This is a genomic window from Streptomyces sp. NPDC016459 (assembly GCF_040632845.1).
Taxonomy (GTDB): domain Bacteria; phylum Actinomycetota; class Actinomycetes; order Streptomycetales; family Streptomycetaceae; genus Streptomyces.
In genome coordinates this window covers 19477-39403 of the sequence record NZ_JBEYCR010000017.1, presented here as the reverse complement: position 1 = coordinate 39403, position 19927 = coordinate 19477, and the positions used below count along the sequence as shown (strand labels likewise).

At 66.1% G+C, this 19927-nt stretch carries 7 protein-coding genes and 3 pseudogenes; 5 read left to right on the top strand and 5 right to left on the bottom strand.

Translation table 11 applies throughout. The features are described 5' to 3' along the window. Positions 1-61: 61 nt before the first annotated feature. Together ABZ567_RS28330 and ABZ567_RS28325 are read left to right on the top strand one after the other, a co-directional pair. Positions 62-271: pseudogene (locus ABZ567_RS28330) on the top strand (hypothetical protein); the annotation flags it as partial. 643 nt (positions 272-914) lie between these two features. Then, positions 915-2330, top strand: a complete 1416-nt coding sequence (locus ABZ567_RS28325; RefSeq protein WP_360795067.1) for an AAA family ATPase — start codon at positions 915-917, stop codon at positions 2328-2330. A gap of 1469 nt (positions 2331-3799) precedes the next feature. Here the strand turns inward: ABZ567_RS28325 and ABZ567_RS28320 are convergent. After that, positions 3800-7255 (bottom strand): DNRLRE domain-containing protein, encoded by a 3456-nt coding sequence (locus tag ABZ567_RS28320; protein WP_360794929.1) that lies wholly within the window; start codon positions 7253-7255, stop codon positions 3800-3802. 635 nt (positions 7256-7890) lie between these two features. On the opposite strand from ABZ567_RS28320, the gene ABZ567_RS28315 reads away from it, so the two are divergent. Continuing rightward, the gene (locus ABZ567_RS28315; RefSeq protein WP_360794926.1) at positions 7891-15162 is read left to right on the top strand and encodes an RHS repeat-associated core domain-containing protein; all 7272 of its coding nucleotides are present in this window, start codon (positions 7891-7893) and stop codon (positions 15160-15162) included. Positions 15163-15496: 334 nt separating this feature from the next. Here ABZ567_RS28315 and ABZ567_RS28310 read toward each other — a convergent pair. The 3 genes and pseudogenes from ABZ567_RS28310 to ABZ567_RS28300 all read right to left on the bottom strand — a co-directional run. Next, positions 15497-16809 (bottom strand): annotated as a pseudogene (locus ABZ567_RS28310) (site-specific integrase). Then, positions 16809-17033, bottom strand: a complete 225-nt coding sequence (locus ABZ567_RS28305; protein ID WP_360794922.1) for a helix-turn-helix domain-containing protein — start codon at positions 17031-17033, stop codon at positions 16809-16811. The pseudogene ABZ567_RS28310 and the gene ABZ567_RS28305 overlap by 1 nt, the downstream one beginning before the upstream one ends. Next, a pseudogene (locus ABZ567_RS28300) lies at positions 17033-17665 on the bottom strand (replication initiator); the annotation flags it as partial. The pseudogene ABZ567_RS28300 and the gene ABZ567_RS28305, both read right to left, overlap by 1 nt. A gap of 215 nt (positions 17666-17880) precedes the next feature. On the opposite strand from ABZ567_RS28300, the gene ABZ567_RS28295 reads away from it, so the two are divergent. Together ABZ567_RS28295 and ABZ567_RS28290 are read left to right on the top strand one after the other, a co-directional pair. Then, positions 17881-18216, top strand: a complete 336-nt coding sequence (locus ABZ567_RS28295) for a hypothetical protein (protein WP_360795064.1) — start codon at positions 17881-17883, stop codon at positions 18214-18216. 550 nt (positions 18217-18766) lie between these two features. Next, a complete protein-coding gene (locus tag ABZ567_RS28290; RefSeq protein ID WP_360794919.1) occupies positions 18767-19333 on the top strand; it encodes a hypothetical protein in 567 nt (188 codons plus the stop codon). A gap of 189 nt (positions 19334-19522) precedes the next feature. Here ABZ567_RS28290 and ABZ567_RS28285 read toward each other — a convergent pair whose 3' ends face one another. Further along, positions 19523-19795, bottom strand: a complete 273-nt coding sequence (locus ABZ567_RS28285; RefSeq protein WP_360794916.1) for a tyrosine-type recombinase/integrase — start codon at positions 19793-19795, stop codon at positions 19523-19525. Positions 19796-19927 lie beyond the last annotated feature (132 nt).

Genomic DNA, 19927 nt, shown 5'->3' with positions numbered 1-19927 from the left:
GGGTGGGAACAGGAGAGCGACTCGTCGGGCACCAGTAGTGCTCCACTAGGTCAATCGAGGGATGACCGGGGCGTGGGCGGCATCGCCACGGCGCGTCGCCTGGAAACTTTGCGGCCATGCGCCCCATCCACACCCCCCGCGACCGTCACCGGGACGGCAGCCCGCCTACGCCAGGCCGCCGCCGCGCTTTGCGCGTAGCTGCTGCAGCCCGACCCGCCGGCTGCGCACGGCGCAGTGCGGCCAATGCCCTGACTGCGGCAACCGGGCCGAGTGGCACGCCACCATCACCCAGCGGCCCGTCTCCCTCCACCCGGCTGAACTGCCGACCGCGATTTGTTCCCGCGCCGGACCGCTGGCACGTCGCCTCCGGCATGGCGCACCACGCAGACGACGGAACCCCCTGGTGCCGCATCACCCATCCCGCCCTGTGCCCCGCGCACATCACGCCTCAGGCACTCCTTCCGCCGTACCCGATGCCCTCACCCCGTCCTCACCCCCGGAAGGTGGGCTCTCACCCCCGCCGCACTGCACCGCGCCCGCCGACAGCTATTCCTGCCCGCAGCCGACATCGCCCTCTACGACCTGGGGCACCTGCCCTACCGCGAGCAACTGCGCTGGCGCACCCAATGCTGCCCCGCCCACGCCGCAGCCCCGGGCGCCCCCGACCTGGCCCTCGCCGAATGGGAACCCTTCGACCCGCTGCACCACCACGCCTTCCTAGCCACCCGCCTGCCAGGAAGCGGCCAGCACCGGTAGAGCGGTGCGCCCTCCACTGCTCACATGTCCGCCACGGCCAGCCCTCGGCATCGAACTCTCGCCCACCCGACCCATCGTCCGATCCGGAGCAGACCCCGTTGTTCACCCCCACCGACGAACAGACCCGAGCAGGCGACCACTTTCGCGCTGGCGACCACATGGCGCTTCAAGCCGGCGCCGGCACGGGCAAGACCTCCACCCTGGCCCTGCTCGCCCAAAGCACCAGCCGCCGCGGCCGCTACATCGCCTACAACCGCGCCATCGCCCAAGAAGCCGCCGCCCGCTTCCCCACCACCGTCACCTGCAAGACCGCCCACGCCCTCGCCTATGCGGCCATCGGCCACCGCTACGCACGCCGCCTCGACGCACCCCGCCGCCCCGCCTGGCGCACCGGACAGGACCTCGGCATCACCAAGCCCGTCCGCGTCGAAGACCACACCCTCATGCCGACCACCCTGTCCAACACCGTCCTACGGGCCGTGACCCGCTTCTGCCACTCAGCAGACCCCAACATCACCGACCACCACGTCCCGCCCCTGCGCGGCCTCGACAGCCCCACCGCACGCAGCCAGCTCGCCGCCGTCGTCCTCCCGTACGCCCGCAAAGCCTGGGACGACCTTCAACGTGAAGACGGCGGCGTCGTCCGATTCGACCCCGACCACTTCCTCAAGATCTGGTCCCTCACCAACCCCAAGATCTCCGCCGACTTCCTCCTCCTCGACGAAGCACAAGACACCAACCCCGTCATCGAGCACATCTTCAACGCCCAACGTGACCACGCCCAGCTCGTTCTCGTCGGCGACTCAGCCCAGGCCATCTACCACTGGCGCGGCGCCAAAGACGTCATGACCGGCTTCGACGGCACCCACCTCACCCTGTCCCGCTCCTTCCGCTTCGGCCCGCGCCTGGCCACGGAAGCAAACCGATGGCTCACCATCGCCCAGGCACCCATCCGCCTCACCGGCACCGACACCATGCGCACCGAACTCGTCCCTCTCACCCACCCCGACGCCATCCTGTGCCGCACCAATGTCGGCGCCATGAAACACGTCATGCACCACCTCGCCACTGGCACCCGCGTCGCCCTCGTCGGTGGCGGAGCCAGCCTTCGCGCCCTCGCCCTGGCCGCCCGTGACCTCAAAGACGGACGCCGCACCAGCCACCCCGAACTCGTCCTCTTCCCCACCTGGGACACCGTCCAGGACTACGCCGCCCACGACCCATCCGGACGAGACCTCCAACCGTTGGTCGACCTCGTCGACACCCACGGAACCGACGCCATCCTCAACGCCGTCAGCCACCTGACCGCAGAAGAACACGCCCAGATCACCGTCTCCACCGCCCACAAAGCCAAAGGCCGAGAATGGGCACGCGTACAAGTCGCCGACGACTTCCCCCCGCCCAAGGACACCGACGAGCAGGACAGCCAAGGCCGGCCCGTCCCAGGACCCATCGACGACAGTGAAGCACGCCTCGCCTACGTCGCCGTAACGCGCGCCCGCACACACCTCGACATCGGCGGCCTCGCCTGGATCGACACACACCCCGCAGGAACCCCGACGCCCGGGGGTTAGTGACCACGCAAGCCACCAACCTGAACGCTGCGATCAGCGAACTCGCCGGAGCGGCCACCCCACGGCCCCTCCCCGTGCCCTGGGGTGTCGCGGTTCGATCACTGCGTCCTCGCGTCGTTCTCGCGCGCGGGCTGACGGGCACCAGCCGACTTCCCGCCGCGGAGAGGCCGGGCCGGAGCAGTCCGACACGACGACACAGGAACCTCGGAGTGGAACTCGGCATTTGCACGTTGCGTGACGGCCACCGTGGATGCCATCCGACTACTCATACGAGTCACCGTGAGCTGCGGCAGCCGGCGTGGAAGAGCTTGGCGCACGTTTGACGTCGCTGTTCCTCAGCCCTTGACCTTTCTCGCCTGGCGAACCCCTGGACTCCTCTAGCGCGGCCGCCACGCGTTCGGGGTCAAGGGGGACGCGAAGGTACACGAGGCGCTTCGGCCGGGTCTCCGCGCTGTCGGTTGCGCGACTGCCGTGCCGACACTCCTTGAGTACTGGTTCGGGTGCGTCCGCCGCCCCATGCACCCCCGGGCTGCCTGGGTTGTCTGCCGGACAGCGCTTTCGCTTGCTCTCGGTGGCCACGGCACGACGGCCCCGGCTCCCGATCTTCTGAGTGCCGGGGCCGTCGTACGTCCGGCACCGTTCAGCGCCGGGCGGTCACAGCCCCTGGGAGCCACAAGTCGCACATGTGATCTTCGGGGAAAGTCGTGGATGCCGTGATCGCCTCGGGCATGAGCACCTGCACCTCCGGATGTAGATCGAGACCCGACTGCGGCTGCGTCGGCGTCGCCCACATCGCGCCCGGCGGCGCGCCCCAATGTCGAGGGTCGGCCCGGAGATTGTGACCCGCGGATGGTGGACTCTGTGCGCTTGGTCGGGCCTGGCAGTCGCCTCTCAGCGTTCGGCTGGAACGTTATGTCGGGATGTGGATGTGGGTCACCCCTTCGCCGAACATGTTCGGGCTACGTCGGCCCCTGCGCCCGCTTTGCCCCCCGGCTCAGGGCAAGACTCGTACTCGAACTGGGCCACACCGCTATGAGAGCCCGTCGGCCGACAAGCCGAGCGCTACAAATGCCGCACCAACGCGACATGGACCGTGGAAGGACAGGTGCCCGCCCTGGGCGAAGCGGACACGCTGACCGAGACCCGCGACACGACGTTCACCGTCCACGTCGTTGAGGTGCAGGTCCGCAACTGCCGTCAGCGTAAAGACGCTCACACGGGCCCGCTCTCCGCCTCTCATCCTGCCCTCTGCGTAGTGAGGCGGGCTTCGCGGTACGGGGGCGGGCCGCGCTCCGTACCGCGGTGACGCTCGCTTCGACGCCTAGGTGCTGTTCTACCCGTCTCGGCTCAAGATGAGCGTGGGGCCTGGGCTCGATGACAGTGACCGACTGGTCCTTGTCGGGGTGCAGACGGGGTAGGGCCACGACCGCTGCTGGGTCGTGGCCCTACGTGCTTCTGTTGGTGTGTGGTTAGCCGATGGCGGGGCTGGTTGCCCAGTTGACCCAGCTGGCGACGGTGCGGGCGCCGTGGGCGGTGCGTGTGCCTGGGTAGAAGTACATGGTTCCGTTGCTGTCGACGGCCCAGATGTCGGAGATGCTGTCGCCGTTGACGTCGGGGGTGCCGATGACAAAGGGCATGGACACGCTGTTCCACCCGGTGGATCCGTACACCTCGTCCTTCCCCGTCTTGGAGTTGGCAGCGGCTGCGAGCGAGTTGAGGTCAACTCCTGCCCCGGCGGGTTTGCCGTGCCGCAGGAGGAGTCCGAGGCCGGCTGTGTCGCTGCGGTAGAGCAGGTCGGGGGTGCCGTCGCCACTGATGTCGGCGACGGAGACTATGTCTCGTGCGGCCCAGGGGGCGCTGGTGAGCATACGGGCTTCGGCGAAGGAGGCGCCGGTGTAGCCGATGAAGGCCCACAGCTGGTCGCCGGAGGTGGCGAAAAGGTCGGGGAGCTTGTCTCCGGTGACGTCTGCGGTGGCGAGGATCTGGGTGAGCGAGGAGGGTGCGGGGGCGTTGGCGGGGAGCAGGATTTCGCGGCGCTTGGTGATGTTGACCGCGCCGTATCCGTCACCGGGATACATCCACAGTTTGTCGCCGATGCGGACGATGAGGTCTTGCAGGCCGTCGCCGCCGTAGAAGTCACCGTTGTGGGTGATCAGGGCGCCGTTGAAGTGCGCGGCGGGTGGTGCGCTGAAAAGGGGCAGACTGTCGCCGCCGTTGGGGTCCCTGTCGGGGTTGAGGCGGTAGGCGCCGGACATCGAGTAGTCGAATTTGCCTGTGCCCTTGAGCGGGTTGCCGGGGTCCGCGTGGGAGGGGAACAAACGCAGGTTCTTGCCGGACGTGATGCTGAACAGGTCGGGCAGTCCGTCGCCGGTGACATCACCCGCGGCGTCCTCCTGATCGCGGGGGGTCACGTAGAAGAGGTACTTCGTCGGATCCGAGACGTGACCAGCGCCGTCGACAGCCCGGACATACAGAACGTTGGGCCCGGCGGCGGGCGGCTTGGCCCCTGAGACGGTGGTGATGGTGGAAATCGGGGCGCCAGCGGCCCGGGAGATGTAGTGCGGGTAGGTGTTGGCGTTGTATCCGTACTCGAACCGGATGACGTCGGTGTTCTGGGCCTGGAATTTGAAGGTTCCTGCGGTGCCGAACTTGATCTTCGACCAGTTCGAGTCCTCGGGCTCGTTGCCGAAGGCGTTGTCACCGCCGTCGGCGTTGGGGAAGTCGGTGGAGGTGACCCGGGGGATCTTGGGGGCGAGGCTGTCATAGACGAATCGGCACGGCACGCTCGGCGCGTACACCGAGGTGCTGCCGGCGGCGTCGACGGCGCGGACCGACCACGAGTAGACGGTGTTGTTCACCAGGTTGCCGCCGGTGGGGAAGGCAGGTGTGGTGCGCATGGCGACGCTGGTGTCGCTGCCGACGGAGACGGTGCCGGTCGATTTCAGCATGTCACCGGTGGTGGCCCATTTGCCGGTCGGCCACATAGTGAAGTCGAGGTAGTCGAGGTTGGCGTCCTTGTCCGTGGACTTGGCGGTGAAGGTGATGCTGGAGGAACCGACCCTGACGTAGGGGGTAGTGGTGGTGCATTTGAAGTCGGGACCGAGGTCGAGGTTGGTCGGCGTGCTCGGCGGCCGGTTGTAGGTCAGGGTGAGGACGGGGGCGTCCTCACCATTCGCCTGGAACTTCTTCCAGGCGAACTGGGACTTCTCGTCCCGCGCACGCAGCCCGAACGTGATGGTGCTCTTGCCCTTATTCGCTGTGATCTGCGCGACCGAGGTCACGTCGAAGGCCTCGTAGGCGTCTTTGCAGCCCGACTTGTAACCGTGCGCGAAGCTCCTGGCCGGTGCGGCCAGGTTGCCGTCGGTCAGCGCGGGGGCGTTCTTCCAGTTGGTACGCCCGTTCACCGAGGTGGTGTGGTGGACGCTCATGGAACGGGGGCTGCACGACCAGGAGTAGGTCTCGAGCAGTCGCAGGGTGGCCTTCTGGATTCTGGCGCCCTGGAGAGTCTTGTCGAAGGCGATATTGAAGTATGAGCGGGAGGTGCCCCAGGTGTCCGACTCGAATCCCACGCGCGCCTCGTGTGAGCCACCCTGGTTGAAGTCCTTTCCGTTGAAGAACGTGGCGTTGGGGTGGCGGCTGTAGGCGGTGGTCCAGTCCTGGGTGTGTTTCGTGACGGTGGGGTCGATGAAGACCGGGTAGACGGTGGCAGGGTCGTTGAGGAATTCGAGGCTGGGGTGAAGCAGCCAGGTGCCGTCTCCGAGGTCGGTCTCGACGATGTCGCCGTGGGACTCGGGGGAGGGGCCGTTGAGCAGCGGCAGGCTCAGTGTCGCCGCATTGCCGGTGTGCGAGGGCGCGGGTGTCGGTTCGGCCGGGGCCGGCGGGAGGGGCGCGTCGGTGACGGTGGGGGCGGCTTCGTCCGTGGCAGAGGGCAGCACCTCGGCTTCCGGGTCGACGTTGTCGTTGGCGAGTTCCTCGGTGCTCGAGCTGGAGCTCGGTGCCGGGGCTGTGCTTGTGCTCACCGGTGTGTTGGGGGACTCCGAGGCGGTCGGCTGGGACGAGGCGCCGAGCTCCCCGTCGGTGACGGCCGGTGCACCGCTGCTGTCCCACATGAGGGGAGTCGGTGACAGGGCAACTTCCTGTCCGTCTGCGTCCTCGGCCGCGACGATGCCGGTACCGGCATCGAGACGGAACCTGAGGGTGGGCGACGCCAGACCGTATGACAACTGTGCGACACGTGGGTCCGCGGCGGCCTGGCGGTTTTTCAGCACGAGGAGCTGCGCGAAGCCGTTGTCCTCGGCCGTCAGAACCAGGTCGGCTCCCGGGAAGATCTCCGGGTACAGCGCGCGGGAACCCTCGACGATCGGGGCGGGCACGGGGCCGGGCCAGGTGAGCCGGATCTCGTGGAGATCAGTGGTCTCAGCCGTGCCGCCAACGGTGAGTGTGACGAGCGGGCTGCCGGGCTCGGTCTCGGCCTTGAACCCTTGCACGAGCGAGATCCGCCCCACATGCCCGCGTGATGCACGCTCGCCGCGGGCGGTGCTGCCGGCCGAGAACACCATGCGGGTGTTCGTGGCCGACGGTATCCAACCCTCATTCGTCCGCTTCAGGGTGGTGTCGATTGCCTTCCACTGCTGGCCGACCTTGGCCCAGATGGGGGAGGAGTACAACTTCCTCGTCATCAGCCCGTCCGGGCGGGCCCACGTCGTCGAGCGGACGGTCCGCAGCTCCGTGACCTCGACGGGCTTGCCGGACTTGCGGGCCAGCGAGGCCGCCGAGGCCTGGCTCACCAACCGCGTCGGGGGCTTGCTGTGACCGTCGGCGTCGGCGGCCGGAGGGTTCGCGGCCCGGTCGGCAGAGCCGCCCCGGAAGCCCGCGTAGGTGATGCCGCCCGCGGTGAGGGCAGCCGCGACCGCCAGAGCGCTCACGCGCCGGACCACGGGCCGCTGCCATGACTGTCTCATTGGGTGAGGACCCCTTTTCCCAGCGTCCGGGCTCTCACAGCACCGGCTGAAACCACGAAGCCGGCCATGACGTCATGAGCGAGTGATCCGGGGGCGGAACACCTTTCCGCGCAGGCATGGCTGGGCGAGCCGATGATGACCCATCAACCCTGGAACGTCACCCCGAGTCCACCGTCCCGCGGTCCTCCCAGCCGCTCCCGGGGCTACCTGCCACGCAACCGCGCAGAGGGGACCTGCGCGGCGGCACCTTCGATTCCTGCCGGACAGAGCACACGAAAAGTGACAAAGGATCACTACAATTGGCTACTTCGCAGCGTGATGCACGAATCGCGATCTCCTGGGCCATTTGCGCCCTGACCTGCGTGAATATTGAGTGATGCCTGATAGTGAGCCTGTCTGCCCGTGCCTGATCGGCTACGTCCCGTGACAATACTCACGCAAGGTGCACAACCTCTGGAAATCCTTCACAGGTGCCCGCAGACTCTGCGGGATCTGAAGTGCAATCACCTGCGGTCCGTCTCCGGCTGCCGCTCCAAGTGGTCCGGAGGGACCTCGCCTTGTTCGCTCGTCATCGCCGCGCCCGCCGCCGGTCCCGCCGCATGGTCATACCCGCCCTCGGCGCCGCATTGCTGGTGGGCCTGCTGCCCGCCCAGTCCCTGGCCATGCCGCCCGACCCGGCGAATGTCGAGACCGGTCGAGAGACCAGCGTCGGCACCCTCGACCTCGAAGCCATCGAGCCCGACAAGCCCTTCGAAGGCGAAGTAACCGGGAACGAGCTCGAAACCCTCAAGGTCGACGTTCCCGCCGACCTGCAGCAGGCACCCACCGGTACGACGACGGCCCCGTCCCCTGCCACAGGCTCCTTCACTTTCGGCTCCGCCGTCAGCCCCGCCTCGATGACGACCTCTGCCACGACAGAGGCCACAGAACCCCCGCTCTCCCCGATATCCGACCTGCCCGTCCTCGCCGGACAGGCCACGGGCCACCCCGCCCCCACCGGTACCTGGCAGTTCAGCGTCGCCGACCGGAACCGCGAGGCCGGAGCAGGTGTCCAGGACACACTCAAGGTCGGTGCCCTCGTCACGGTCCAGGCACCCGCCACCGGCTCCGTGCCCATCTCCGTGGGCATCAGGTACGGGGCGTTCGAAAACCTGCACGGAGCGGACTGGGCCTCCCGCCTGCGTCTGGTCCAGTTCCCCGAGTGCTACCTCACCACGCCAAACGTGGAGGCGTGCCAGGAGTACGAGGAACTCGAGACGGTCAACGACCCCGTCAGCCGCACTCTGAAGGCGACGGTCGACACTGCGGCCGATGGCACCACGACTCCCGCCCTTGCCACCGCCACTGCCCCGTCCGGCCCCGCGATCATGCAGGCCTCCTACACCACCGCCACCCCTGCGGCCACGGGCGGCGACACAGCCGTCCTCGGAGCTGTCGACTCCGGCTCCGGCCCCCGTGGATCCTTCAAAGCTTCGTCGCTGCCTTCCAGCGGCAAGTGGGCCGCTGGAGGGTCCTCCGGTGCGTTCACCTGGACCTATCCCATGGTCCTGCCACCCGCCCCAGCGGGCCCCATGCCGAACGTGACGCTTTCCTACAATTCTCAGACCGTCGACGGTAAAACCTCGGTCTCCTCTCCCCAGGCATCCTGGATCGGCGAAGGCTGGGACTACAGCCCGGGCTTTATCGAACGCCGCTACCGAAACTGCAAGAACGACGCCCACAAATTCGATCTCGGCACCCCCAACAACACCGCGAAGTCCGACAAGACCGGCGACCTGTGCTGGGCGTCGTACAACGCGGTCATGTCCCTGGGCGGCAGCACCACCGAACTCGTCCGCGTCGCCACCACCTCCCCGGAAACCGGAACCGAGACCTACCGCCCCCAGCAGGACGACGGCACCCTGATTGAGCACCACACGCGCACTGCTGCCGGCAGCACCGCCAACCGCGACAACAACGGCGAGTATTGGACCGTCACCAAGGCCGACGGCACGAGGTACCACTTCGGACTGAACAAGGTGGGCGGCGGCCACGCCGACACCAACTCGGTCTCCACCGTCCCTGTCTTCGGTAACCATGACGGCGAACCCTGCTATGCCAGCACCTTCGCCTCCTCCCGCTGCGGCGCCGACATGAAGCAGGCATGGCGCTGGGGCCTCGACAAAGTCGAGGACGTCCACGGCAACGTCATGATCATCAACTGGAAGCAGGAGACGAACCACTACGCCGTCCGCGGCAAGCGCGCCACCCCCGAGTCCTACGACCGCGCCGCCCACCCCACCAGCATCGAATACGGCCTCCGTGCCGACGACCTGAAAACGCCGTCCGCCACCATCGAGTTCGGCGTGCAGCAGCGCTGCACGAAGTCCGCGGCCATCTGCGCGGCTGAGAACTTCGACAAGACCAACGACCCGGGCGCCTACCGCCCCTGGTGGGACACTCCCGGCGCCCTCAACTGCAAAGCCTCCTCGGACCTCTGCCCCGGATTCCCCTCCTTCTGGAGCCAGATCCGCCTCGAGACCGTCACGACCAAGACCGCTCGATACGTCGACCGCTACACCCTCCACCACTCCTTCCCCGAAGACTGGTACGACACCTCCCCCGGACTGTGGCTCAACTCCATCACCCGCACGGGATACGGCCCCGGCGACACCCCCACTAACGGCGGCGGGACACCCCAGTCCAAGGACGGCGTCAGCTTCGCCCCCTACGTCGTCGGAAGCAGAGCACCTCAGCACCTCAAGACGTACCTCAAGGACCAGCACCTGCCCAACCTGGTCACCGACGACCAGAAGCCCACCTTCACCCGCCCCCGCATCGGCGTCGTACGCACGGAGACCGGCGGCGAGATCGAGGTGCAGTACACCGGAGGCTGCCGAAACAAGTCCACCACCACGTGGACCGAGAAGGACAACGCCCTCTGCTACCAGCTGCCCTGGTCACCCGACGACGAGGAGGAGACCCCGCCCAAGTTCTGGTTCAACAAATACGTCGTCGCCTCGGTCACCGAGACCGACCTCGTCACCCAGGGCCTCTTCACCAAGCCCACCCGCACCGAATACACCTACACCGGCCCCGCCTGGACCCAGAGCGACGACGAATTCCTCCGCCCCAAACTGCGCACCGCCAGCGACTGGCGCGGCTTTCGACAGGTCGCCGTCGCCAAGGGCGCAAAATACGGTTCGGCGGCCACGCAGACCCAGACCTACTCCAAGACGCGCTACTTCCAGGGCACCGGCGCCGCGGTCGTGGACTCCGTCGACAAAATCTCACTTCTCCCTGCCGACGAAGTCGATGCCCCGCAGTACGCAGGCATGACCGCCGAGACCCTCACCTACCTGAACTCCTCCCAGCCACACAACGAGTTCACCACCCGCACCCGCACCTTCCCCGCCAAGGCCACCAAGACAGCCGAACGCCCCCGGACGAGCGAAGACGGCAAGCCCCTCGCCGCCCTGCGTGCCTACCGCACGACCGTCATGAAGGCCGACAGCATCCAGAAGGTCGGCGACAAGTGGCGAGGCGTCCGCACCACCACCGAGCACGATGAAAACGGCCTGCCCATCGCAGCCGAAACATGGGTCGTCACCCCCGACAGCGCCGGCACCGGAGAAACCCTCTCCGAACCCAGCTGCACCAAGACGTCCTACGTCGACAACCCCGCCGTCGGGCTGATCGGGCTGCCCAGGACCGTCCGCTCCACTGCCACCACCTGCACCGAAAACGCCACCGCCGATCCCGCCACCGAACTCAAGAGCTCAGTCGAGATCCAGTACGACTACCTCTCCTCCGGGGCCACCACCAAGCCCACCAAGGGCCTGGTCACCTCGCTCAGCGAGATCGACGGCACCGCCACCACCCACTCCATCACGACGACCACCACTTACGACGGCCTCGGCCGCATCCTCAAGATCACCAAGCCCGGAGCCGACGCCACCGCCCCCCGCACCACCACCGAGACCCAGTACACCCCCCCGGGTGGAGGCCCGGTCACCTCCACCACGACGATCAACGCCAAGGGCCACGCCACCATCACGACCTTCGAACCCGGTCGAGCCCTTCCCCTGACGGTCACCGATCCCAACCTGCGTGTCACCCGGAACCAGTACGACGACCTCGGCCGCCTCACCAGCGCCTGGTCCGCCTCCCGTTCCTCCGGCACCCAGACCCCCAGCGTCAAGTTCACTTACCAGAACGCAGCCGCCGTACCCGGCGAACTGGCCACCCCGTCGGCGGTGACCGCCGAAACACTCAAGGACGACGGCACCTACTCCCGCCAGGTCACGATCTCCGACGGCTTCATGCGTCAGGTCCAGACCCAGTCCGAAGCCCACGGCCCAGGCCGCATCATCAGCGACACCCACTACAACGACCACGGCCTGGTCAACGAGCAGAGCAGCAGTTACCTAGCCAAGGGTGAACCGAGCACCGAACTGTTCACCGTCACGTCCGCCTCGCGTGTTCCAAGCTCTACCGCGACTCTCTACGACGGCCTGGAACGCCCGCTCAAGCAGACAGTCACCTACGGGAAGACCGGCCGTACACCGACCACGACGACTACTGCCTACAACCCCGACACCACCGTCACAGTCGTTCCCGCCGGCTCAACCGTTCCCGCCACCACCACAGTCACCGACGCCCTGGGCCGCGTCACCGAGATCAGGCACCACACCGGATCCGGCAAGTACCGCTCCACCACATACGGCTACGACAAGCGCGGCAACCGAAACAGGGTCACCGACCCCGCAGGCAACTCCTGGACCTACATCCACGACGCCCGAGGCCGCGTCACTTCGGTCAAGGACCCCGACACGGGCACCACACGGACCGAGTACGACGACGCGGACCGCCCCAAGATCGTCACCGACGCCCTTGTGAAGTCGACCTACACGACGTACGACGTCCTGGGACGGATCACCGCCGTACACGAGGGATCGGCAACAGGAACGCCGACCAAAGAATTCACCTACGACACGAACGACGACGACACCGAAAACAAAGTCGGCTGGATCGGCCTGCAGGCACAGGCCACGCGGCACACCGCCAACGGCGACTACATCACCAAGGTCACCGGCTACGACACCGAGTACCGGCCCACCGGCCGCCAGGTGGTCATCCCGACCAGCAGCATGACCACCAGCCTGTCCGGGACGTACTCCTACAGCTACTCCTACACCCTCACCGGCAAACCGCTCTCCGTCACGCTGCCCGCCAAGGGCGGTCTTGCCGCCGAGAAGGTCATCACCCGCTACAACGAAGACGGCCTGCCCGAGTCCACCTCAGGCACCGACTGGTACACCTCCGACGTCACCTATTCCCCCTACGGCGAAGCCCTGCGCACGGTCTCCAGCGCACAGCCCTACCGTGTCTGGACGACCAACTTCGTCGACGAGCACACCGGCCGCATCCAGCGCACCGTGACCGACCGGGAGACCGCCGGCCCCCACCGCATCGCGGACACCGGATACGCCTATGACGCCTCCGGCATGATCACCGCCAGCGCTCGGCAGAACGCCGAGACGCCCACCCTCACCACCTGGGACAACCAGTGCTTCACCTATGACGCCATGGGCGAACTGGTTAACGCCTGGACCTCGAACATCAAGCCCGACGGCAAGGGAACCGGCTGCAAGTCGGCCTCAGGGGCCATCTGGGGACACCGCACCGACGCAGCCACCTCCACCGGCCCCGTCGCCGACGCCGCCCACCAAGCAGGGGTAACGCCGGCCGGCCTCGGCAACACGGCACCCGCCGCGGGCAGCGTCGCCGCCGGAGCGGCCGTCACCGGTGCCGCCGCCTACCGCCAGTCCTTCACCTACGACTGGATCGGCAACCGCGCCACGCTCACCGAACACGACCCGGCCGGCGACACCACCAAGAACACCAACTACACCTACACCTACAGCACCACCCAGCCCCACGTGCTGACCTCCGCCACCTCCCCCACCCCAGGCACGAGCAGCACCTACACGCCCAACCCGACCGGCACGACCAAGACCCGCACCCTCCTCGGCGGCACCCAGACACAGAACCTGCAGTGGACGACCGAGCAGAAACTCGAGTCGAACACCATAGGCAACAACAAGATCACCTACGTCTACGACGCCGCAGGCAACCGCATCCTCGAGCACTCACCCACCGGCAGCACCCTGTACCTCGGCGAAACCGAACTCACCACAAACGGCACCGCCATCACCCGAGCCTCCCGCTCCTACGGCCAGGCCGGCGCACCCACCGTCGTCCGCACCACCAACGGATCCAGTACAGGACACGGACTCACCGTCCTGATCGCAGATCACCACGGAACCGCCAACACCGCAGTCGAACTCTCGGGAACCGGAACACAGGCCCAAGCCGTCACCCGCCGACACTTCAAGCCCTACGGCGAACTCCGCGGCACCAAGCCGGGCACCTGGCCCAACAGGCGCAGCTACCTCGGCGTCGGCATCGACGACACCACCACCGGCCTCACCCACATCGGCGCCCGCGAATACGACCAGCACACCGGCCGCTTCCTCTCCGCCGACCCCCTCATCGACATCACCGACCCCCTCCAGATGAACGGGTACACCTACGCCAACGGCAATCCAGTCTCGAAGAGCGACCCGACAGGACTCCGCCCTGAAGGCATCTGCGGAGGAAACTCCAGTACATGCCGCCCGGATTATCAGGGTAACGAGATGTCGGTCACGTACCACGAGACGTGGCAGCCGATGGGCAAGGGGTGGAAGTACTCCGCCTACGAGGAACGTAACGGCAAGCGCTGGCATACTCAGTTCGGCGGCGTGAACTTCGGAACCGTCATCGACCTGAAGCCCCGCGGACTGGTGCTCAACAAGAACACCATCCCCGGAATGGGACGTGCCCTTGCGGGTTACCTTGCGGCTCCCCCTCTCTTGCTGGTGCCCGGCTACTCCCCGACGGCCATGTACGACAGTGCCATGGACAAGATCGGTGTAGACACTAAAGATCCGGGCTACGAAGACGGCGAGATGCTGGTGGATGGGGCCAGCCTGCTATTTGGCGGAATCGGTGCCGCTAAGGGAGCAGCAAAGGCTGCGGCGAAGAAGCTTTGTCACTCGTTCCTCCCGGGTACCGAAGTCCTCATGGCCGACGGCACTCGTAAGAAGATCGAGGATGTAGTAGTCGGAGATAGCGTTGCAACGACAGATGTTGACACGGGTAAGGGCGCGAAGAAAAAAGTTCTCGAAACCATCCAGACCGAGGACGATAAAGACTTCACCGAGATCACCGTTGCGACAGGTGAAGCCCTGCCGAGCATCGTCGCTACCGATACCCACCCCTTCTGGGTCCCTGCGCTCAAGGAATGGGTCCCGGCTGGCAACCTGAAGACCGGGCAATGGCTCCGTACCAGTGCTGGCACGCTGGTCCAGATCATCACGCTTGACCACTACGCGAAGCGTCAGCGCACGCATGACCTCACCATCGAGGACATCCACGCGTACTATGTGCTGGCGGGGGCCACACCAGTCCTCGTCCATAATTGCGGTGGCGGCGGATTCAAGAATCCCGTTTCTCCAGATGAGATAACGGAGATGAATCGCGGATTTGGTGGGATGGTCGCGGAGCGTGGATCTCCTGCGAACACAATGCTCAACGCAAGTCGCTACAGTAGCTTCTGGGAGAAGTCGGCGGTGGTGATTCGAGACATTGCCGGTGGTCACATGTTCGACAATGGAAATAAGCGAACTGCCCATACTGTCGTATCTCAACTAATGCATCGCAATGGCATCACCAGTGGGCCAACATCGGACGAGCTTTGGAGTGTTATAGCCAGAGTCGCTACTCCGAGAAGGGCAGGCCATAGCATGGATGTCGGGGAGATCGCCTCGATGTTGCGCGGGTATTGACGGGAGCGTCGATGGTGGATATTGAGCTACTCATGGATCAGCTGGGAAGGGCTGGCGTCACCGTCCTCCTAAAGGTTGATCATGAACGTATGCAAACAGGACGCAAGCCTTGGACGATGGTGATGTCAGGCCCGGGGCTGGGTGAACGCGAATTGATTCGTACAGACGCGCCCACTCTTCAGAATTGCCTGAAGTACTGCCTTCGAGAGCTGAGCACGTGTCCCGGTGATTGGGAATGGCTGGAGCTGTATTCGTAGACTCACGGGAAGGCCCCGCCGGAATTCATTCCGGCGGGGCCTCTGGTGTTTCTGACCGGCAGTAGTTGACGGCAACGTCAGCGGACGGAAACTGCATCAAGTGGTGGTTCGTCTCCGTTGTCGGGCCGGGCGATGGGCTGGGCAGGGCCGCGGAGGGCGTTGCCGAGGAGGTCGATGGCGTCGCGCTGGAGGCGGAGCCGGACGTGGGCGTAGACGGTGGCGGTGACGCCGATGTGGGCGTGGCCAAGGAGTTCTTTGATCACGACGAGTTCGACACCTTGCTCCAGAAGTAGCGTCGCGGTGGAGTGCCGTAGGTCGTGGAAGCGGATGCGGCGGAGCCCTGCCCCGTCGAGGAGGGCACGGAAGTGGCGATTGAGGTTCGCGGGATCGATCGGCCCTCCTGCCGGTGTGCTGAAGACGAGGCCGTTGTCCTTCCAGCCCTCCGCTGCCGCCTCACGATCTCCTTCCTGCACATCAAGACGTTCGTTCCTTCAATGAGCGGACGCACTCGCCTGGGAGCGCTATGCGGCGTTCGGATGCAACGGGTCTTGGTAGGGAGGGAGGTCAGCCCGCCGGTCTGGGTGCGCTGGAGGGTGCGGCGGATGCAGGCGGTGCCCCTGTCGAGGTCAAGGTCTTCCCACTGGAGGCCGAGGAGTTCGCCCTTGCGGAGGCCGGTGTGGAGTGCGAGTTCGTAAAGTGCGTGCAGGCGGTCATTGCGGACAGCAGCGAGGAACTGGCGGGCTTCGTCGGCCGTGAGTGGTTCGAAGCGTCGGGGGCGCGGTGTGCCCGTGCGGACGTTGCGAGCCACGTTGCGAGGAATCTCTTCCTCTCGGACGGCGTGCTCCAGGGCGGACTTGAGGACGGAGTGGATGTACGCCAGCGTCAGCGGGGAAAGCCGCTTGGAGCAGCACGCTCCGGCGGCGCAGCACCGGGGCTGAGTACGGCTGGCGTCGATGCCGCGTGCGCAGCACTGGCAGGTGGTGCGGAGCTGGTTGAGCCAGGTGCGGACGTCCTTGGCGGTGAGCTTGGCGAGCTTCTTCTTGCCCAAGCCGGGGACGAGGTGCTGGAGGACGCAGGCCGTGTATCGCGTGTGGGTGTTCTCGCGGAGCTGGTGAACGGCGACAGCCTCCAGCCAGTACGTCAGATACGCAGCCACACTGCCCTGTGCGGAGGGTACGGGGACGCCGCGGTTGCTGTTGGCGATCTTCTCCGTGAGCTTGGCCAAGGCTTCCGTGCGGGTGGTGCCGTAGACACGGACGCGCTTTCGGGTGTTGCCCGGGGCGAGGACGTAGCCGGCGGCTTCCCAACGGCCGTCCTTGCGCTGGTAGACGGTCCCATCACCGTTGGCACGAACGCGGCGGGAGGGGACGGCGTCGCGGGGCGTGGTCATCAGGCGGCTTCCTGGTCGAGGCGTGCACGGATGAAGTCGGTGAGGGCGTAGGAGGGGATGCGTCGGGCGCGGCCGAGGGTGATCGAGGCGAGCTGCCGAGTGCGGAGCAGGTCGTAGACAGGAGACCGGCCGAGTTGGAGGCGGGCCATGACCTGTGGGACGGTCAGCAGTTCCTGAGACGTACTCGGCGCCGGGTGGGGCGCGGTGGGTGAGTACGAGGTCATCAGTAGCCCTCTTCCGCTATGAACTGCCGTTCCAGTTCTCTGCGGTGCCATTCGCCAGCAGCAAGGAGCCCGGCGCCGGGGCTGTAACCCGAGCCGTGGTAGGCCCAGTGGCCGACGACGAGGGTGGTCGTCGGGTCGGACTCGGGCAGGCCGGCGTGGGCGCGGGCCTGTTCGGTGTGCCAGGCGCGGCGGGCGTCGCGGAGCGCGCCGAGGGTGACGGAGTAGCAGCGGGACTTGGTGGAGAAGTGGCCGCGGAAGCCGAGCATGTGCGCCCACTTCCAGAGCTTGAGGCCAGCGAACTCCGGCAGCTTGCCCAGCTCCCAGCAGGTGCGGATCATCTGCCGTACGTGGCGGGCGACCGCGAGCCGGGGCAGGGGCCGGGCCTGTCCGGTGCCCTTGCAGGCGGTGCATGGAAGCGGGGTTCCGGGGGGCAGGAGGGTGGCGCCGCGTCCCTGGCAGGGGCGGCAGTCCAAGGCACGGTCGAGGGTGCCGGAGGCGTCGGCGGACTTGGTGGCGTACTTGGCCACGTAGGCGGCGACGGCCTGGTCGGTGAATTCGGCGTCGGTGCCGAAGGCGCCGATCTCGCGTACGTCGAGCTGAACGCCCCAGGCGAGTTCGCGTTGGGCAAGCGCAAGCGCACCCTCACAACAGAGATGCGCGAGATGGCCGACTACCTGGGCGTCGTCGGATAGCTACCACGCAACGCGATACTTCCGGCACGCTCAGTTGCCAACTGGCATGCCTCATCGATGGAGTGACGGACAGTAGGCCCCTACGGTCGCCGTATTCCATTCGGCTACCCAGGTGGGGGTGCACCGTGAGCACATCCAGGACCGACGCGGACCGCATGCGCCGCAGAGATCTCCACGACGCGGCAGCAGGAGTAACCGGCCCTCGCTTACTGCCATGGACCACTCAGGACGGGAATCCCTGCTACCTCAGCACCGACGGCAGGGGCTACCTCTCCTCACTCGCCGACAGCATCGAAGAAGTACAACTCGACATGGGCGAGGAACTCCTGGGGTACGCCCGTCAGGTCGTGGCCCCCGGAGCCAAGGAGCTGTCGGCCGTCGAATACCGGTGGCTCGCCTGCCGGCTGACCGAAGCCCTGACCGACGCACTCCGGGTCGCCGAATCACGCGGCGACCGCATCCCTGCCCTGCCCGAGAACCTCGGCTCCTGACGGCAGTAGCGACGGCAACAACCACGGATTCAGGCGCACAACCACGGACTCCGGCGGACCCCGAAACCCCTCCCCACCTGCATAAAAGCAGCTAGAGGAGGGGCTGCCAGCACACGTACTATGTGCTGGCGGGCGCCACACCGGTCCTTGTTCATAACTGCGGTGGCGCTCAAGCCTTGGCCGACCGTGCATCCGAGATTCACGGTCAAGCGGGTAGTAAAATAGCAATGGATATGTCAACTGTTGCCGTAGTCAGTGCGCAAACCCCGAAGGGTGTCGTTCACGTGGTTGCTGGCAGTGGCCGTGGCTTGAATAAGGCACAGAAAGGCATGCTTGGCGGGGTAGAGCTTCCCGCTCGAAACATCCCAGGCACCCACGCGGAGCAGAATGCGCTCCTATTCATCAATGAAATGGGGTGGTCCCCGATTGCTGGTGGCGCCTCAAGGAGTGTGTGCAGTACAGTCTGCGCGCCGCTCATTCGGGCGAGCGGTGGTCGCATAACTGGCCGCGTCTACCAGAACGAATCAGGCACAAAGATTAGGACTTTCGGGTGGTAAGTATCGAGTCGACGATCCCTGAGTTCTCGGAGACTTCGAGTTCAGGCCAGATGAGGATCTTTGTCGCGTCGTGCGCAGAACGAATGGCCCAACTCTTCACTGGCCTGGTAGGCGCCAACACTGAGCGATCTCAGGACGTCGAGTTGGCGATCCGCTGCATGGATCTACTCTGGCAATCCCAGCCCCAAATCTCCTGGGATGAGATCGCCGAGAGTCTTAGCTCGTTGCCAGAGCTGGCGGGTGACGAGGAGCCGCCTGGCTTGTTGGCGTACGCCTACGACGCAGCCGCCACGTTGTATTACGCGGCAAGGTATAGAGCGGCTGGGAATCTGGTGGATGTGACCGGCTGCTCAAACCATGCACTCAACTCGGCTGAATACATCTCGGAAGAGCTGGACGACGGGGTGGATAGGTACGAAATCGAGCTTCAAAATCAAGTGGCTGACATCGCTTTGCTGTCCCAGACCGGCAACCCTGATGACCGCGAGTTCATTCAGTCGATGAGGGGTCGTGCACGGGAATTTGCACGCGCAAGACTGACTGAACTGATTTCAGTGTAATTGGGTGTTTTTTCATCCCTGTCCTTCCTCGCGGGAGAGGGTGCCTAACTCCAAACTGATAGAAACTAAAGATGTCCCACCGATGAAATCGGTGGGACATCTTTAGCGTTTGACGGCAACGTCAGCGGACGAGGGCGGCGCAGGGCGGCGGTTCATCGCCGTCGGTGCTGACCGCCTCGGTGATCTCCGTCAGTCGAGCGTGGTGCCGAGGAGGTCGATGGCGTCGCGTTGGAGGCGGAGTCGAACGTGGGCGTAGACGGTGCCGGTGACGCTGATGTGGGCGTGGCCGAGGAGTTCCTTGATCACGACGAGTTCGACGCCCAGCTCCAGGAGCAGGGTTGCGGCGGAGTGCCGGAGGTCGTAGAAGCGGGTCCGGCGGAGGCCGGCCTTGCGGAGGAGCGTGGTGAAGGTGCGGGTCAGGTTGGCCGGGTCGATCGGTCTGCCTTGTGGCGTGGTGCACACGTACCCTTGTGTTGCCATCTGGTGTCTGCGCCGGTTGCCGTTCGCGCTGCATCTCCTCGTGATGGTGCTTCAGCAACGGGAGGCAACGGGCGGGGAGGCGATGCGGCGCTCGGAGGCCCGGGTTTGGTGGGC